We start from the raw sequence: 16,257 nt of genomic DNA, 5'->3' as shown, positions 1-16,257 counted from the left end.
CTGCAGGAGCGGCGAAGACTAGCAGCCCGCCGCTACGCGAGGCACCGTCAGCCGCGATGACGCTCGCGCAGCACCGCCTCCACATCGGCCAACGACAGCCCGCGCGCGTGCAGCAGCACCAGCAGGTGGTAGAGCAGGTCCGCGCCCTCGCCCGCCAGCGCCTGTCCGTCCTGTGCCACCGCCGCGAGCGCGGTCTCGACGCCTTCCTCGCCCACCTTCTGCGCGATGCGGCGGGTACCGGACTCGAACAGCGACGTGGTGTAGCTGCCGGGTGGCCGCTCGCGCTCGCGCCGGGCGACCAGCCGGTCCAGGCCGGCGAGGAAGTCGGCCGGCGCGTCGGGGAAGCAGCTCGGGCGTCCCAGGTGGCAGGTGGGCCCGCGTGGCCGCGCCTGCACCAGCAGCGTGTCGCCATCGCAGTCCACGTCGAGGGAGACCAGCTCCAGCACGTTCCCGGACGATTCGCCCTTCGTCCACAGGCGTTGCCGGCTGCGGCTGAAGAACGTGACCCGGCCGGTCTCGCGCGTGGTCCGGAGCGCGTCGCGGTCCATGTAGCCCAGCATCAGCACCTGCAGCGTGTCGGCGTCCTGCACGATCGCGGGCAGCAGGCCCTGTTGCTTGTCCCAGTCCAGCTGTTCAAGCCACTGCATCGCGCACCTCCACGCCCCGGGACCGAAGTTCGCGCTTGAGCTCGGGGATGGCGAGCGTGCCGGAATGGAACACGCTCGCGGCCAGCGCGCCGTCGACATCGGCCTGCTGGAACACCTCGGCGAAGTGGCGCGCATTGCCCGCGCCGCCGGAGGCGACCAGCGGCACCCTGCACACCGCCCTGGCCGCGCGCAGCTGCTCCACGTCGTAGCCGTCGCGCACGCCATCGCTCCCCATGCAGTTGAGCACGATCTCGCCGGCGCCCCGCTGCTGCACCTCTTCGATCCAGTCCAGCGTCCGTCGCCCGTCGGCGCGGGTGCGCGAGGGATCGCCGGTGAAGGCGCGCACCCGCCACTGTCCATCGTCATCGCGCAGGCTGTCGACGCCGACCACCACGCACTGGCAGCCGAACTCCGCGGCAAGCTCTCCGACCAGCGCGGGGCGCTCCAGCGCCGGGGTGTTGATCGAGACCTTGTCGGCGCCGGCATGCAGCACCGCCCGCGCCGCGGCGACGCCGTCGATGCCACCGGCCACGCAGAACGGGATGTCCAGCTCGCGCGCCACCCGCCGGACCCAGTCCGGATCCACGCAGCGCCCCTCGGGGCTGGCGGTGATGTCGTAGAACACCAGTTCGTCGGCACCCTGGTCGCGGGAGCGCAACGCCAGTTCGACCACATCGCCCACGTCGACGTGGTCGCGGAAGCGCACGCCCTTGACCACCCGGCCGTCGCGCACGTCGAGGCAGGGGATGATGCGCCGCCTCAGCATGGCCGCCGCTCCGCCGCAGCGTCCGCCGGTCCGAAGCGGCCCTCCAGCAGCGCGCGGCCCAGGATCGCCGCGGCGCAGCCCGCCTCGCGGGCGGCCACGATGTCGGCGATGTCCCGGATGCCGCCGGAGGCCTGGACCTGCAACCCCGGCGCGCGCCGGACGATCCACTGGTACAGCCCGAGGTTGGGACCGGCGAGCATGCCGTCGCGTTCGATGTCGGTGCACAGCAGGTGCGCCAGCCCGGCCTGCACATAGTGCTGCAGCAATGCGCCGAGGGTGGCGCCGCCGTCGCGGGTCCAGCCGGCAACCGGCAATCGCCACTCGCCATCCGGACCCTGCCGGGCGTCCAGCGCAACCGTGACCGCCCCCTGTCCGAAGTCCCGCAGCCAACCGGCGACGGTCTCCGGCTCGCGCACCGCCATGGAGCCGACCACCACGCGCGCGGCGCCGGCCTCGAGCAGCCGCTCCACGTCGGAGGCGCTGCGCACGCCGCCCCCGGTCTGCACCCGCAGGCCGGAACCGCCGAGCTCCCGCAGCAATGCGTGCAGGGTGTAGCCGCCGTCCCGCGCGGCTTCCAGGTCGACCAGGTGCAGCCATCGCGCGCCGGCGTCGGCGTACCGGCGCGCGATGGCCGCCGGATCATCGCCATAGACCGTCTCGCGCCCGTAATCGCCCTGCTCCAGGCGCACCACGCGGCCGCCGCGCAGGTCCAGCGCCGGGATCGGCTCGAAAGGCCGGGTGTTGCCAGCGGGTAGGGGCGTCGTGCTCATGCGGGCACTCCGGTGAGGAAGTTCTGGAGGATCCGCGCGCCGGTCGCCGCCGAGCGCTCGGGATGGAACTGCACGCCCCAGCAGTCGCCCTGCCGCACGACGGCACTGAACTGCCCGCCGTGACCGGTGGCGGCCAGGGTGAAGTCGCCGACGGGCGCGGCGTAGGAATGCACGAAGTAGGCGGTGTCGCCGTCGCCCACGCCGGAAAGCAACGAATCGGCGCGCACCACACACAGGCCGTTCCAGCCCATGTGCGGCACCCGCAGTCCGGGTCCGCCCGCAAGGCGGCGCACCCGTCCCGGCAGCAGCCCCAGGCACTCGACATCGCCCTCGTCGGAGGACTCGAACAGCAGTTGCATGCCCAGGCAGATGCCCAGCACCGGCCCGCGCCGGGCGCGCAGCGCCTCGACCAGGCCAAGCTCCCGCAGTCGGGCCATCGCGGTGCCTGCCGCCCCCACGCCCGGCAACACCAGCCGCGCCGCCGACCGCACCTCGCCGGGCTCGCGCCCGATCCGCACCCGTGCACCCAGCCGCTCGAAGGCGTAGCGCACCGAGCCCAGGTTGGCCCCGCCGGCATCGACCAGCAGCACCTCCACCGCGTCAGCGCCGCTCACAACAGGCCCTTGGTGCTGGGCAGCTCGTTGCCCTCGCGCGCCAGCGCCTGCCGCAAGGCACGCGCCACGACCTTGAAGCAGGCCTCGACCTTGTGGTGGTCGTCCTCGCCCCGGACCCGCAGGTGCAGGTTCAGCCCCGCGGCCTCGCACAGCGAGCGGAAGAAGTGCGGCACCAGCGCCGTCGGCAGCGCCCCGACCCGATCGGCGCGGAACATGCCGTCGAACACCAGGTACGGCCGCCCGGAGAAGTCCAGCACCGCGCTCGCCAGGGCGTCGTCCATCGGCAGGCTGAAGCCGTAGCGCGCCAGCCCGCGCTTGTCGCCGACCGCCTCGCGCAGCGCCGCGCCGAGCGCCAGCGCGCAGTCCTCCACGGTGTGGTGCTCGTCGACGTGCAGGTCGCCGTCGCACTCCAGTTGCAGCGCGAAGCCGCCGTGCTTGCCGAGCTGCTCGAGCATGTGGTCGAAGAAGCCCAGGCCGGTGCGTACCCGCGCCTCGGCCACGCGGTCCAGGTCGACCTGGACGCGGATCCGGGTTTCGCGCGTGCTGCGCTCCACTTCGCCGCGGCGCGGAAGCACGACCAGCTCGTGGGCGATCGACGGCCAGTCCCACTCGCCACCGAACTCCTCCGTGCGCAGCTGGAAGGCACGCACCCCCAGGTTCCGGGCGAAGGCGACGTCGGTCTCGCGGTCGCCGATCACCGCCGAGCGCGACCAGTCGACACTGCGGTCGCGCAGGTACGGCAACACCAGCCCGATGCCCGGTTTGCGGGTAGGCGCGCCCTCTTCGGGCAGGCTCGGGTCGATCAGTACGTCCTCGAAGACGACGCCCTGGCTTTCCAGCAGCTGCATCAGCAGGCGGTGCGGCGCCTCGAAGTCCGCGTGCGGGAACGCCGGGGTGCCCAGGCCGTCCTGGTTGCTGACCATCACCAGCCGGTAGCCGGCGTCGCGCAGCCGCAGCAGCGCCGGCAGCATGCCGGGCACGAAGCGCAGCTTGTCGAGGCGGTCGACCTGGAAGTCGGCCGGCTCCTCGATCAGGGTGCCGTCGCGGTCGACGAAGAGGATCGGACGAGGCGCGCTCATGCGGCCGCCTCCGCGCCGGCCAGCGCATCGAGCACGCGCCGGTTCTGCTCCGGGGTGCCGACGGTGATGCGCAGCGCATCCTCCAACCCCGGGACATGCCGCTGGTCGCGCACGACCACGCACGCCCCGAGCAGCCGGTCGAACGCCTCCGCCGCGTCGGTGAAGCGGACCAGCAGGAAGTTGCCGGAGGACGGATACACCGTCCGGATCCCCGGCAGGCGCCCGAGGGCGGCGCGCAGTGCCTCGCGGCCGGCGACGGTCTCCTCGACCCGCGCCCGGGTGGCTTCCAGCACGTCGTGCTCCAGCGCCTGCAACGCCTGCTCCACGCTCGGGGCCGGCAACGGGTACGGCGCCTGGCAGCGCGCGAGGACCCGCACCAGCGCGGGGTCGGCGATCACGCTCCCAAGCCGCAGTCCGGCCAGCGCGTGGGCCTTCGACAGCGTCCGCAGCACCGCCAGGTTGCGCCGCCGCGGCAGCAGCGTCGTGGCCGAGGGCGCCTCCGCGAACTCGATGTAGGCCTCGTCCACCACCAGCATGGCCCGGTCCTGCAGCCGCCACGCCAGGGCGTCGATCGCCTCCAGCGGGACCAGGTGGCCGGTCGGGTTGCCCGGCGAGCACAGCATCACCAGCCGCGCCCGGGAGGCTTCCGCCAGGGTCGCGACCTCGTCCAGCGCGCAGGCGAATCCGCCCGGACCTTCGACCAGCGGCAGCTCGAGGACGCGGCTTCCATGCAGGCGCGCACAGACGGCGTACATGCCGAAGGTAGGCGGGCAGACGACCACGGCATCGCCCCCGGGCCGGCACAGCGCACGGACCAGCAGGTCGATGGCCTCGTCGCTCCCGCGCGTGAGCAGCAACTGTCCGGCGTCGCACCCGTAGAGCGCGGCCAGCCGCTCGCGCAGGGCCTGCGGCTGCGGGTCCGGGTAGCGGCGCAAGCGGGCATCCGGATCCACCGGGTTGGGCCAGGCGGCTTCATTGGCGTTGAGCCATTCGCGGCCGGCCCCGCCGGCGACGCGTGCCGACCGGTAGCCCTCGAAGCCGAGCAGGTCCGGCCGCACCAGGTTCAGCGGGTCCCCGCTGCGGTCCACGGCCATGTTCATGCCGCCGCCCCCAGGCGCAGCGCCACCGCCCGCAGGTGCGCCTCCAGGCCTTCGGCGCGGGCCAGCTCGATCGCGCACGGTCCTATCGCACCGAGCCCGGACCGGTCGACCTCCTGCACCGTGATCGACACCTGGAACGCGGACACGTCCAGGCCGCTGGCATGCCGCGCGGCGCCGCTGGTGGGCAGCACGTGGTTGGTGCCGCTGCAGTAGTCGCCCAGCGCCTCCGGTGCCCAGTCGCCCAGGAACACCGAGCCCGCCGCGGTCACACGGGGGAGCCACTTCCGCGGCTCGCGCAGGGCCAGGATCAGGTGCTCGGGCGCATAGGCGTTGCTGACCTCCAGGGCTTCGCCGGGCGAGCCGACCAGAATGATCGAGGAGGATTCCAGCGCCGCGCGTGCGGTGCCGGCGCGTGGCAGGCGCGCGAGCTGGCGCTCGAGCTCGTCCGCGACGGCCTCCGCCAGCGCGGGTGCGTCGGTGACCAGCAGCACCTGCGAATCCGGGCCGTGCTCGGCCTGGGACAGCAGGTCCGCGGCGACGAACACCGGATTGGCCCCGGCGTCGGCGACCACCAGCACCTCCGAAGGGCCGGCCGGCAGGTCGATCGCCGGACCGCCCTCCATCGCGGCCACCTGGCGCTTGGCTTCGGTGACCCAGGCGTTGCCGGGCCCGAACAGCTTGTCGCAGGCGGGGACGGGTCCAGTCCCGAACGCCATGGCGGCGATCGCCTGCACCCCGCCCAGCTTGAACACCCGGTCCACGCCGGCGCGGGCGGCGGCAACCAGCACCGCCGGGTCGGCCGTGCCGTCCGCGCGTGGCGGCGTGCACAGCACCACCTCGGGGCAGCCGGCCAGGCGTGCGGGGATGGCGAGCATCAGCGCGGTGGAAGGCAGGGGCGCGGAACCGGCGGGCACGTACAGCCCGACGCGCCGGATCGGGCGCAGCACGCGCTCGCAGCGCACACCCGGCGCGGTCTCCACCGCCACGTCTTCGCGCATGCCGGCGCGGTGGAAGCGCTCGATCCGCGTCGCGGCCTCGTCGATCGCGAGGCGCAGCGCGCGCGGCGTGGCCGCTTCCGCGGCGGCGAATTCCTCCGGGGACACTTCCAGCTGCCCGGGATCGGCACCATCGAAACGCCGGCTCAGGGAGCGCAGCGCCTCCTCGCCGCCGGAGCGGACCTCGCGCAGCAGCGCCTCGACCGCCCGGGCCGTCGTGGCGGCCTCCACCTGCGCAGGACGCCGCAGGGCCGCGGCACGCGCCTTCGCGTCCAGCTGGTTCCAGACCAGGGTCCTCATGCCAGCATCCCCTCGACGGGGAGCACCATCAGGCCGCTGGCGCCGGCACGCTTGAGCGCCTCCAGCTGCTGCCAGGTCACCGCGCTCCCGCACAGGGCCTGCAGCGCGAGCCGGTCGCCGCCCTCCACCGGCATCACCGTGGGTGTCTGCGAGGTGGGCAGCAGCGGCAGCAGGTCGGGCAACGCATCCCGGCTGGCCTGGAACATCAACAGCCGGGTGTTCCTCACCTGCAGCGCGCCATCCAGGCGCCGCAGCAACAGCCCGGCCAGCTCGCCGCGCACCCCTTCCAGCGGTTCCACCGGGCCGGCCAGCACGGCCTCGCTTTCCAGCACCGTCGCCACCGGCTTGAGCTGGTTGGCGGCCAGCGTCGCGCCGCTCGACACCAGGTCGCAGACGGCATCGGCCTGCCCCAGCCGCGGCGCGATCTCCACCGAGCCGGACAGCCGCACCACGTCCGCATCGACGCCCTCGCGGGCCAGCCACTCGCGCAGCAGCACCGGGTAGCTGGTGGCGATGCGGCGGCCCGCCAGCTGGCCCGGCCCGGTCCACTGCCAACCGTCGGGTACCGCCAGCGCCAGCCGGCAGGCGCCGAAGCCGAGCGCCCGCCACTCCCGGAACGCGGACGGCTGCCCGGAAGCCCGCCGCTCGCCGTCCTGCTCGGCCAGCACGTTGCGGCCCACGAAGCCGAGATCGCACACCTGGTCGGCGATCAGCCCGGGGATGTCGTCGTCGCGCACCAGCAGCAGGTCCACGGGCAGCGACTCGCCATGGCAGAACAGCCGGTCGCCCTGCACGCGCCAGTCGAGGCCGCAGGCGGAAAGCAGCGTGCGGGCAGGCTCGGCCAGCCTCCCGCTCTTCTGGATGGCAATGCGCAGGCGTTCGCGCTCGGCGCGGCCGTTGGTGGGCATGGGGGATCTCCTGGGAGGGGTCCGGCGCAGGGGCCGGTGGTGCGGAAAGGGGCGAAGGCCCCGGCAACGACGAAGCTTCGGGATCAGGCCCGATGTCGATGCAGTCGATGCATGGCGGTGGCGTAGCCACCCGCGCCGTACTCGATGGTGCGGGCCACGCGGCCCACCGTGGTCACGCTGACCCCGGTGCGCTCGTGGATCTCGCGGTACGGAATGCGCTCGAGCAGCAGCGGCACGACCTTCCAGCGGTCGGTCATCGCCTCCAGCTCGGCGGGCGTGCACAGGTCGAGCAGGAAGGCCCGGACCTCGCCGGCATCGCGCAGCGACGCCAGCGCCGACGCAAGCTCATCGAGCTCGTCGTGCTGGTACTGCTCCGCGGTGCTGGCGTCCCGACGCTTCATGCCGTCCCAATGTAATAACGCGTTAGCACGTTAATGTGCTACGCGCCGCCGGTCAACCCCGGGAACGAAAAATGCCGCCGCGGAAGACCGCGGCGGCATCCGAAACCCCGGCAGTGGCGGCGGACGTCAGCCAGCCCGGGCCGCCGCCAGCACCACCCCATCCGCCACCAGCCGTACCGCCGCGGCGACGTCCCCGTCCATCGCCCGGTCCCGCGGCATGTAGGGAATGCGCTCGCGGATCGCGGCGTGCGCGGCCGCCACCGCCCGGCCCGGCCGGAACTCCGGCGCGGAGGCCAGCTCGGCGCGCAGCCCCTCCACCTCGCTGCCAAATGTGTCCTGCAGCGCGCCGTCGCGGTCACGCGGCCCACCATGGACCTTCCCGGCCAGCGCCGCCGCGTCTCCGCCCCGGGCCAGCGCCCGCGCGGCGTTGATCATGTCCAGCCGCAGGTCCAGCGCCTGCGCGGCGGTGTAGAGCTCCAGCCCCAGCACCTTGCCCAGGTCCTCGACCATCGCCAGCACATGGCGGGCCTCGTTGGCGCCCATCGAGACATGGTCCTCGGCATTGGCGCTGGTCGGGATCGAGTACACCGAGGCCGGCATCGCCCGGCTGGCCAGGTCGTTGACGATGGCCGCGGCGGTGTACTGCACGATCATGAAGCCCGACTCGGTCGCGTCCTCGTTGCCGATCAGGAAGGCCGGCAGGCCGTCGTTGGTGGCCGGGTCGACCAGCTTGTTGAGCCGGCGCTCGGAGATGCTGGCCAGGGTCGGGATCGCCGCCTTGACGTAGCTCATCGCCAGCGCCAGCGGCATGCCGTGGAAGTGCCCGGCCGAGACCACCTGCTCCTCGACGTGCTCGCGGTCGGCGTCCGGGAACACGATCGGGTTGTCGGTGAGCGAGTTCAGCTCGATCTCCAGCACTCGCGCGGCCTGCGCGACGGCATCACGGACGGCGCCGTGGACCTGCGGCACGCAGCGCAGCGAGTAGCTGTCCTGCGGCTGGTGCTTCTTGCCGCCGCGGAACGGGCGGAAGCGCTGGTAGAACTTCTCGCGGCCATGGCGCTGGTCGGCCGGCACCCAGTCCCAGGCGAGGTCGAAGCCCGGCGCATCGGCGTCGTCCTGGTCCCAGGCCTGCGGGGTCCACGGGCGGAAGCGAGGCACCAGGTGGTACGGGATGTCGGCCAGCGTGGAGCCGTCCAGCAGCTTGCGCAGGTGGGCGGCCACCTCGACCTGGCCCGGATGCGGGCGCAGGGCGTGGACCTCCTCGGCGAACGCCCCGGTGCGGCCGGCGAAGGCATCGACCGTCATCGCCGCGGCGAGGTCGGCGGTGTCGAGCAGTTCCTCCAGCTTCGACAGGGCCAGCACGCCGCAGGCGAGCATCTGCGCGGTGCCGTTGTTCAGCGCCAGCCCTTCCTTGTAGGACAGCGTGACCGGCTCCAGCCCGGCGCGCGAGAGCGCCTCGCCACCCGGGAGCCGCTCGCCCTGGTAGAAGGCCTCGCCACCGCCCAGCAGCACGATCGCCAGGTGCGACAGCGGCGCCAGGTCGCCCGAGGCACCCACCGAGCCCAGCTGCGGCACCACCGGCACGATGCCGGCGTTGAGCATCGCCACCAGCGCCTGCAGGGTCTCGACACGGATGCCCGAGTGGCCGCGCAGCAGGGTGTTGATGCGGATGCACAGCATCGCCCGCACCACCTCCGGCGCGAACGGCTCGCCCACGCACACCGCGTGGGTGACGATCAGGTTGTGCTGCAGCTCGGCGTGCAGGGATTCGTGCGGGTTGATCGCGTCGGGGCCGGCACCGCTGCGGACGCGGCGGCCACCGAGCAGGCGGTCGGCGTTGCTGCCGAAACCGGTGGAGACGCCGTAGATCGGCTCCTCGCGTGCCACCTGCGCGGCCAGGAACTCGGCGGCCCTGGCCACCGCCGGCAGGCGCGATTCGTCCAGTTCGACGGACGCGCCATGGGCCACCGCCACCAGTTGCGCCCGCGTCAGCGAACGGCCATCCAGCCTTACCGGCGTCATCGCGCCTCCCCCTGGGCCATGCGTGCCTGCACCGCGGCCACCATCCCGGCGCGCGGCGCCTCGAACTGGTCGCCGTCGCGCAGGTCCTTGATCGTCACCACCCCGCGCGCCGCCTCGTCCTCGCCTAGCACCGCGACGAAGCGGATGCCTGCACGGTCGGCGTACTTGAACTGCTTGCCCAGCTTGGACGCCTCCATGACCACCTCGGTGTCGATCCCGCCGGCGCGCAGCTCGGAGGCCAGCGCCAGCGACTGCGGCAGCGCGTCGGCATCCATCTGGGTGACCAGCACGTCGACCGTGCTCTCGCCCGTGCCCACCAGCCCGGCCTCGCGCAGCTGCCAGAACAGCCGGGTCAGGCCGATGGAGATGCCCACGCCGGGCAGCTTCGACTTGGTGTAGTGGCTGGCCAGGTTCTCGTAGCGGCCGCCGGAGCAGATCGAACCGATCTGCGGGTAGTCGTCCAGCGTGGTCTCGTAGACGGTGCCGGTGTAGTAGTCCAGGCCCCGGGCGATGGAGAAGTTGAGCGCGTAGTCGGCCTCCGGCAGCCCCATCGCGCGCACGAGTTCCAGCACCTCGCGCAGCTCGGCCACGCCCTCGCGCAGCGCCTCGTTGCCGTCGCCGAGCGCATCGAGGTGGGCGATCGCCTCGGCGTGGGACGTGGAGCGCACCTGGACGAAGGCCATGATCGCGTCCACCGCGTCGGCCGCCAGCCCGAAGCCCTCGCCGGTCAGCGTTTCGCGCACGTAGTCGGCGCCGCGCTTGTCGAGCTTGTCGACCTCGCGCAGCACCCGTGCCTGCAGGTCCGGATCGGCGACGCCGCGGTCCTCGAAGAAGCCGCGCATCAGCTTGCGGTTGTTGAGCTGGATGGTGAACTTGCCGATCGCCAGCTCGGAGAACACCGCGTGGATCACCGCCGGGATCTCGGCGTCGTAACGCACGCTCAGGCTGTCCTTGCCGATCACGTCGATGTCGCACTGGTAGAACTCGCGGAAGCGCCCGCGCTGGGCGCGCTCGCCGCGGTACACCCGCTGCATCTGGTAGCGCCGGAACGGGAACGCCAGGTCGTGCTCGTGCTCGGCCACGTAGCGGGCCAGCGGCACGGTCAGGTCGAAGCGCAGCGCCAGCTCCGGCATGCCCTCGCCCGCCTTCTCCAGCGCCCCGGTGGACTGGACGAAGTACACCTGCCGCTCGGTCTCCCCGCCCGACTTGGTCAGCAGCACCTCCGACAACTCCATCACCGGCGTCTCCACCGGCAGGAAGCCGAAGCGCTCGTAGTTGCGGCGGATGGTGTCCAGCATCCGCTGGAAGGCGATCTGGTCACGGGGCAGCAGCTCCATGACCCCGGGGGGCGTGCGTGGCTTGATCAAGTCCGGCTCCGGGCTCGGGCGTTCAGGGGGAGCCGACAAGTCTACCGGGCCGCTCCGCTCTTGCCCCCTCTCCCGCCCGCAACATTGCCCCCTCTCCCGCTTGCGGGAGAGGGTCGGGGTGAGGGCCTGCTTTTTGCTTCTGGAAGAGCAAGAGCGCCCTCATCCGCCCTTCGGGCACCTTCTCCCGCAAGCGGGAGAAGGGAAGCAGAAGCGGGAGAAGGGAAAAACGAGGAAGGCCGCCCCAAAAGGGCGGCCTTCCTCGCGATTCTTGGTCGGGGAGACAGGATTTGAACCTGCGACTTCTACGTCCCGAACGTAGCGCTCTACCAGGCTGAGCTACACCCCGACGGGAGCAGCGCATTGTAACGGCCGTTCCGGGGGCCGGCAAGGGGAAAAACCGGATCGGGAAGCGCCCGGCCGGGTCTGGCCGGCCGGGCCCCGGGTGCGCCCTGTACTCAGGCGGCCTCCGCCACCTTCGGCACGTCGCCGTGCCGCGCCTGCCCTTCCCCGCGGACCACGTAGCGCTCGATGGTCAGCGCCTCCAGGCCCATCGGGCCGTAGGAGTGCAGCCGGGTGGTGGAGATGCCGATCTCCGCGCCCAGGCCCAGCGCGCCGCCGTCGTTGAAGCGCGAGGAGGCGTTGACCATGACCGCGGAGCTGCGGATCGAGCGCACGAAGCGGTCGGCCGTGTCCTGGTCGCCCGTGGCGATGACCTCGGTGTGGTCGGAGGTATGGCGCTGGATGTGCGCGACCGCCTCGTCGAAGCCGTCGACCACCTTCACCGTCAACACCGGGGCCAGGTACTCGGTGTCGTAGTCCTCTTCCGTGGCCGGCTTCGCCGCCGGGAACAGCTCGCGGGTCCGCTCGTCGCCGCGGATCTCCGCACCCCGGGCCTGCAGCTCGGCCAACGCGCCTGGCAGCCAGCCGCCGGCGATGTCGGCGTGCACCAGCATCGTCTCAAGGGCATTGCACACGCCGGGCCTTGAGAGCTTTCCGTCGATGGCCAGCTTCAGCGCCAGCGCCGGGTCGGCGGCGCGGTCCACGTACAGGTGGCACACGCCCTTGTAGTGCTTGATCACCGGCACCCGGGCGTTCTCGGCCACGAAGCGGATCAGGCGCTCGCCGCCCCGCGGGATCGCCAGGTCGACCAGGTCCGACAGCTGCAGCAGCTCGAGCACGTGCTCGCGCGCGGTGTCCTCCAGCAGGGCCACCGCCTCGCGCGGCAGGCCGTGTTGCTCCAGCGCCGAGTGCAGACAGCGGGCTATGGCGATGTTGCTGTCGCGCGCCTCGGAGCCGCCACGCAGCAACACCGCGTTGCCGGCCCGCAGGCACAGCGCGGCGGCGTCGGCGGTCACGTTCGGACGGGCCTCGTAGATCATCGCGATCAGGCCCAGCGGGATGCGGACGCGGTCGACCCGGAGGCCGTTGTCCAGCGTCTCGGTCCGCGTCACCTGCCCCACAGGGTCGGGCAGCGCGGCAACCTCGCGGATCGCCTGCACGATCCCGTCGATGCGGCCCGGGTCCAGTTCCAGGCGGTCCAGCATCGCGCCGGTGGTGCCGTTGGCGCGGGCGCGCTCCATGTCGCGCGCGTTCGCCTCCAGGATGGTGTCGCGGCCGGCGTCGACGGCATCGGCCATCGACTGCAGCAGCGCCGCGCGCGCCGCGCCGTCGAGCGTGGCCAGGCGGGTGGCGGCCTCGCGGGCCTTCAGGGCGAGGTTCCGTACGTATCCGGTCATCAGCATGCCTCCAGAATGGGTGCGGGGGTGGCGGCCGGCGCGCGCGCCGCGGGCGTCGGCGCCGCGGGCTCGCACGTGGCCGAGGGGTCCAGCAGCACCAGATCGTCGCGGTGGATCACCGAGCCCCCGTTGTCGAAGCCGAGCACCTCGCAGATCTCGCGGGTGTGGCAGCCTGCGATGCGCTCCAGCTCCTCCGACGCGTACTGCACCAGGCCGCGCGCGAGCCGCTTGCGCCCGCGGGCGGGCAGCACGTCGACCATCGCCGAGCGGCTGAAGTCGCCCTCGACCGCCACCACGCCGCCGGGCAGCAGCGAGGCGCCGCGGCGGGTCAGCGCCTCGGCGGCGCCCTCGTCGATGCGGATCACGCCGCCGCTGGGCGGGGTGTGGCGCAGCCAGAGCTTGCGGGCGACCAGGCGCTGGCCGTGCGGCGGGATCCAGGTCCCGCGCAGGCGGCCCTCGGCCAGGCCGGCGATGGTGGCTTCGTCGCGGCCGTTGAACAGCGCCGTGCCGATGCCCGCCGCCGCGGCCTTGCTGGCCGCCTCTAGCTTGGTGAGCATGCCGCCGGTGCCGAGCTCGCCGGCGCCGCCGCGGGCCATGTCCATGACGTCCGGGGTGATCGCGCCCACGGTCGACAGCGGCCGCGCATCCGGGTCCTGGACGGGATGGCCGGTGTACAGGCCGGGGATGTCGGTGGCGATCAGCAGCACGTCGGCGTCCACGAGCGAGGCCACCACGGCGGCCAGGTTGTCGTTGTCGCCGACCTTGAGTTCGTCGACGGCGACGGTGTCGTTCTCGTTGACGATCGGCAGCGCACCGGCGCGCAGCAGCTCCTTGAGCGTGGCGCGCGCGTTGAGATAGCGGCGGCGGTTGCGCAGGTCGTCGTGGCTCAGCAGCACCTGGGCGACCGGCTGCTCGACCAGGCCCTGCCACAACCCCAGCATCGGGGTCTGCCCGATGGCCGCCAGCGCCTGGCGCTGGGTGAGGTCGGCATCGCGGCCGGCGAACAGCCCGCGCCCGGCCGCCACCGCGCCCGAGGACACCAGCAGGACCTCGCGTCCTTGGTCGTGGAAGCGGGCGATCATCCGCGCCAGCGCGGCCGCATTGCGCTTGCCGAGCCCGCCCTTGCCGTCGGACAGCAGGCTGCTGCCCACCTTCAGCACCGCGCGCTTCCAGCGCGGCATGGGTTGTTCGGGGAATTCCTGGGTCATCGTGCTGTCAGTCCTCCTGGTCGTGCCTGCTTGGGGCCTGTGCACGCCGCACGAACAACGCCGCGCGACGCGGCGGGAGAACAGCCGATTCCGGCATGGACGAAGCGGTAGGCCCGCTCCACGCCCAAGGTCGAACCTGGGGATTGCAAACTGTCCTGCGGGAGCGACGCACCGGCGGTGTTCGCGATTGACGCGTGCATCCTTCCCATTGCGACCGACGCGGCCAGCGGATGCACGAGCAGGACAGCGGCGTTACGTACACCAACGCCGGAAGCTGTACTCGAAAGCGGGGTAGCCTAACATACGCTGGCGTCCGGACCAACCCGCGGGCTGGTCCGGCGCCAGCGCGGCGTCACCCCAGGCGGGCGCGCAAGGCGTCCAGCCGCAGGTCCGCGCCCGCTCCCGGGGACACCCGCGCCTGCAGGCTCGCACCCGGATCGCCCTGCGCCCAGCGCGCGGGATCCGCCGCCTGCACGTAGGCGTCCCGGAACGGCATGCCCTCCCGGGCAAGATCGACCGCCAGGTCGGTGGCGTACATCGACGGCTCCAGCGCCGCCCGAATCGCGTCGGCCTTCCACTCCAGGTTCCGCAGCAGGTCCGGCAGCAGCTCCAGCGCACCCAGCCCGCGGCCGAAGGCATGGAAGATCGCGCCCTTGGAGAACTGCAGGTCGCGGTGGTAGCCCGAGGGCAGCGAGAGCAGCTGCTCGATCTCGGCCCGCCCCGCCGCCACGCTGGCGTAGCTGGCGCGCATTAATTCGATGACGTCGGGGTTGCGCTTGTTCGGCATGATCGAGCTGCCGGTGGTGTACTGCGCGGGCAGCGCGACGAAGCCGAACTCGGCGCTGGTGAACAGGCTCAGGTCCCAGGCCAGGCGGCGCAGGTCGAGCACGGCGCTGGCGAGCGCCTCGATGGCGGCCATCTCGAACTTGCCGCGCGAGAGCTGTGCGTAGGTCGCGGCCACCTGCATCCGGCCGAAGCCCAGCGCGCGGGTGGTGTGGTCGCGGTCCAGCGGCAGGTTCACGCCATAGCCGGCGGCGCTGCCCAGCGGGTTGGCGTCGACCCAGTCCAGGGTGTCGGCGGCGCGCGCCGCGTTGTCGATGAAGGCCTCCGCCCAGGCCGCCCACCACATGCCCAGCGAGGACACCACCGCCCGCTGCAGGTGGGTGTAGCCGGGGAGCGGCACGTCCCGCTCGGCTTCCGCACGATCCAGCGCGACCTCGGCCACTTCGCGGCACAGCGACTGCAACCGGCCAAGCCGGTCCTTCAGCCAGAGCCTGGTCGCCACCAGCACCTGGTCGTTGCGGCTGCGCCCGGTGTGGATCCGGCGGCCGGTGTCGACCAGCCGCTCCACCAGCCGCGCCTCGATCGCCGAGTGCCCGTCCTCGTAGCGGCCGTCGAGCACGAACGCGCCCGAGCGGAAGTCCTCGGCCAGCGCGTCCAGTTCGCGGCCGATCGCGGCGAGCTCTTCCGCCGAGAGGATGCCGATCCGCTGCAGCCCTTCCGCGTGCGCGCGGCTGGCCTGGATGTCGAACAGGAAGAACTCGCGGTCGAGGATGACGTCGTCACCGGCACAGAACTGCTGGATGCGCTCGTCGACGCGGACGCCGGGCTTCTGCCAGAGGAGGTCGGTCATGTTGTGTCCTGGAAATGGCAGGTTCGCGGCCCGGGCCGCTCCTGCAGGAACGTGGGTCAGGGCGTGATGGCGGTCAGCTCGGGGTAGCCGAAGGCGAGGTTGAGATTCTGCAGCGCCTGCGTGGCCGCGCCCTTGAGCAGGTTGTCCTCGGTCGCCACGACCACCAGCCGCCTGCCGTCTTCCGAAAGGGTGAAGCCGCCGATCTCGACATGGTGGCGCCCGGCGATCGCACTCACCCACGGAGCGTCCTCGACGATCCGGACGAGCGGCTCGCCGGCATAGCGGCCGCGGTAACGGTCGACGACCTCGTCCGCCCGCAGCGGCTCCGCCAGGTGCATGTTCACCGTCATCGTGATGCCGCGGAAGTGCGGCGCGACGTGCGGCATGAATTCGATGGCGTGGCCGAGCTGGCTGCCGACCTCGCGCTCGTGCACGTGCCCGGCCAGCGCATACGGCATCAGGTTGTCGCGCAGCTTCCCGGGATCGTTGCGGTCCGACGGCGTGGTGCCCGCCCCCGAGTACCCCGACACGCCGAAGCACTGCACGGGACCGTCCAGCAGCCCGAGCATGGGCGCGATCGCCAGTTGCATGGCGGTGGCGTAGCAGCCGGGATTGCTGATCCGCCGCTGGCCCGCATACCGTCCGCGCGTCAGCTCCGGCAGGCCGTAGTACCAGGCCGGGTCGAAGCGGTAGTCCGCGGACAGGTCGATG

15 protein-coding genes and 1 tRNA gene are annotated in these 16,257 nt (G+C 72.5%); all 16 read right to left on the bottom strand.

Annotated features, from left to right (window positions below; genetic code table 11):
* Nucleotides 1-47: 47 nt before the first annotated feature.
* Nucleotides 48-647, bottom strand: coding sequence for a bifunctional phosphoribosyl-AMP cyclohydrolase/phosphoribosyl-ATP diphosphatase HisIE (gene hisIE, locus G545_RS0100165; RefSeq protein ID WP_027068638.1), 600 nt, complete (start codon nucleotides 645-647; stop codon nucleotides 48-50).
* Nucleotides 634-1,413, bottom strand: a complete 780-nt coding sequence (gene hisF, locus G545_RS0100160) for an imidazole glycerol phosphate synthase subunit HisF (RefSeq protein ID WP_027068637.1) — start codon at nucleotides 1,411-1,413, stop codon at nucleotides 634-636. Before hisF ends, hisIE begins: the two co-directional genes overlap by 14 nt.
* A complete protein-coding gene (locus G545_RS0100155) occupies nucleotides 1,407-2,183 on the bottom strand; it encodes a 1-(5-phosphoribosyl)-5-[(5-phosphoribosylamino)methylideneamino]imidazole-4-carboxamide isomerase (RefSeq protein ID WP_052106617.1) in 777 nt (258 codons plus the stop codon). The genes hisF and G545_RS0100155 overlap by 7 nt, the downstream gene beginning before the upstream one ends.
* On the bottom strand, nucleotides 2,180-2,797 hold the full coding sequence (gene hisH, locus G545_RS0100150; RefSeq protein ID WP_231553177.1) for an imidazole glycerol phosphate synthase subunit HisH: 618 nt from the start codon (nucleotides 2,795-2,797) through the stop codon (nucleotides 2,180-2,182). Before hisH ends, G545_RS0100155 begins: the two co-directional genes overlap by 4 nt.
* Nucleotides 2,794-3,876, bottom strand: coding sequence for a bifunctional histidinol-phosphatase/imidazoleglycerol-phosphate dehydratase HisB (gene hisB / locus G545_RS0100145; protein WP_027068634.1), 1,083 nt, complete (start codon nucleotides 3,874-3,876; stop codon nucleotides 2,794-2,796). The genes hisH and hisB overlap by 4 nt, the downstream gene beginning before the upstream one ends.
* A complete protein-coding gene (gene hisC, locus G545_RS0100140) occupies nucleotides 3,873-4,976 on the bottom strand; it encodes a histidinol-phosphate transaminase (protein ID WP_027068633.1) in 1,104 nt (367 codons plus the stop codon). Before hisC ends, hisB begins: the two co-directional genes overlap by 4 nt.
* Nucleotides 4,973-6,271 carry a histidinol dehydrogenase gene (gene hisD, locus G545_RS0100135; RefSeq protein ID WP_027068632.1) on the bottom strand — a complete coding sequence of 433 codons (1,299 nt, stop codon included), beginning with the start codon at nucleotides 6,269-6,271 and terminating at the stop codon, nucleotides 4,973-4,975. The genes hisC and hisD overlap by 4 nt, the downstream gene beginning before the upstream one ends.
* Nucleotides 6,268-7,179 (bottom strand): ATP phosphoribosyltransferase, encoded by a 912-nt coding sequence (gene hisG / locus G545_RS0100130; RefSeq protein ID WP_027068631.1) that lies wholly within the window; start codon nucleotides 7,177-7,179, stop codon nucleotides 6,268-6,270. Before hisG ends, hisD begins: the two co-directional genes overlap by 4 nt.
* A gap of 83 nt (nucleotides 7,180-7,262) precedes the next feature.
* The gene (locus tag G545_RS0100125) at nucleotides 7,263-7,580 is read right to left on the bottom strand and encodes a YerC/YecD family TrpR-related protein (RefSeq protein WP_027068630.1); all 318 of its coding nucleotides are present in this window, start codon (nucleotides 7,578-7,580) and stop codon (nucleotides 7,263-7,265) included.
* Nucleotides 7,581-7,706: 126 nt separating this feature from the next.
* Nucleotides 7,707-9,602, bottom strand: a complete 1,896-nt coding sequence (locus tag G545_RS0100120; RefSeq protein WP_027068629.1) for an HAL/PAL/TAL family ammonia-lyase — start codon at nucleotides 9,600-9,602, stop codon at nucleotides 7,707-7,709.
* On the bottom strand, nucleotides 9,599-10,969 hold the full coding sequence (hisS, locus tag G545_RS0100115) for a histidine--tRNA ligase (RefSeq protein WP_027068628.1): 1,371 nt from the start codon (nucleotides 10,967-10,969) through the stop codon (nucleotides 9,599-9,601). The genes G545_RS0100120 and hisS overlap by 4 nt, the downstream gene beginning before the upstream one ends.
* 269 nt (nucleotides 10,970-11,238) lie before the next feature.
* Nucleotides 11,239-11,315: transfer RNA gene (locus tag G545_RS0100110), tRNA-Pro, on the bottom strand.
* A 109-nt stretch (nucleotides 11,316-11,424) separates the two neighbouring features.
* A complete protein-coding gene (locus G545_RS0100105) occupies nucleotides 11,425-12,705 on the bottom strand; it encodes a glutamate-5-semialdehyde dehydrogenase (protein ID WP_027068627.1) in 1,281 nt (426 codons plus the stop codon).
* Nucleotides 12,705-13,913 carry a glutamate 5-kinase gene (proB, locus tag G545_RS12895; RefSeq protein WP_081677641.1) on the bottom strand — a complete coding sequence of 403 codons (1,209 nt, stop codon included), beginning with the start codon at nucleotides 13,911-13,913 and terminating at the stop codon, nucleotides 12,705-12,707. Before proB ends, G545_RS0100105 begins: the two co-directional genes overlap by 1 nt.
* 352 nt (nucleotides 13,914-14,265) lie before the next feature.
* Nucleotides 14,266-15,546, bottom strand: a complete 1,281-nt coding sequence (gene argH / locus G545_RS0100095; protein WP_027068626.1) for an argininosuccinate lyase — start codon at nucleotides 15,544-15,546, stop codon at nucleotides 14,266-14,268.
* Between the two features lie 56 nt (nucleotides 15,547-15,602).
* The coding region (argC, locus tag G545_RS0100090) for an N-acetyl-gamma-glutamyl-phosphate reductase (RefSeq protein ID WP_027068625.1) at nucleotides 15,603-16,257 on the bottom strand (655 nt) is incomplete at its 5' end.

Origin of the sequence: Lysobacter defluvii IMMIB APB-9 = DSM 18482 (assembly GCF_000423325.1) — a bacterium.
GTDB lineage: Bacteria > Pseudomonadota > Gammaproteobacteria > Xanthomonadales > Xanthomonadaceae > Novilysobacter > Novilysobacter defluvii.
Note: the sequence above shows the minus strand (reverse complement) of the source record. Positions and strands in the feature narration are given on the sequence as shown.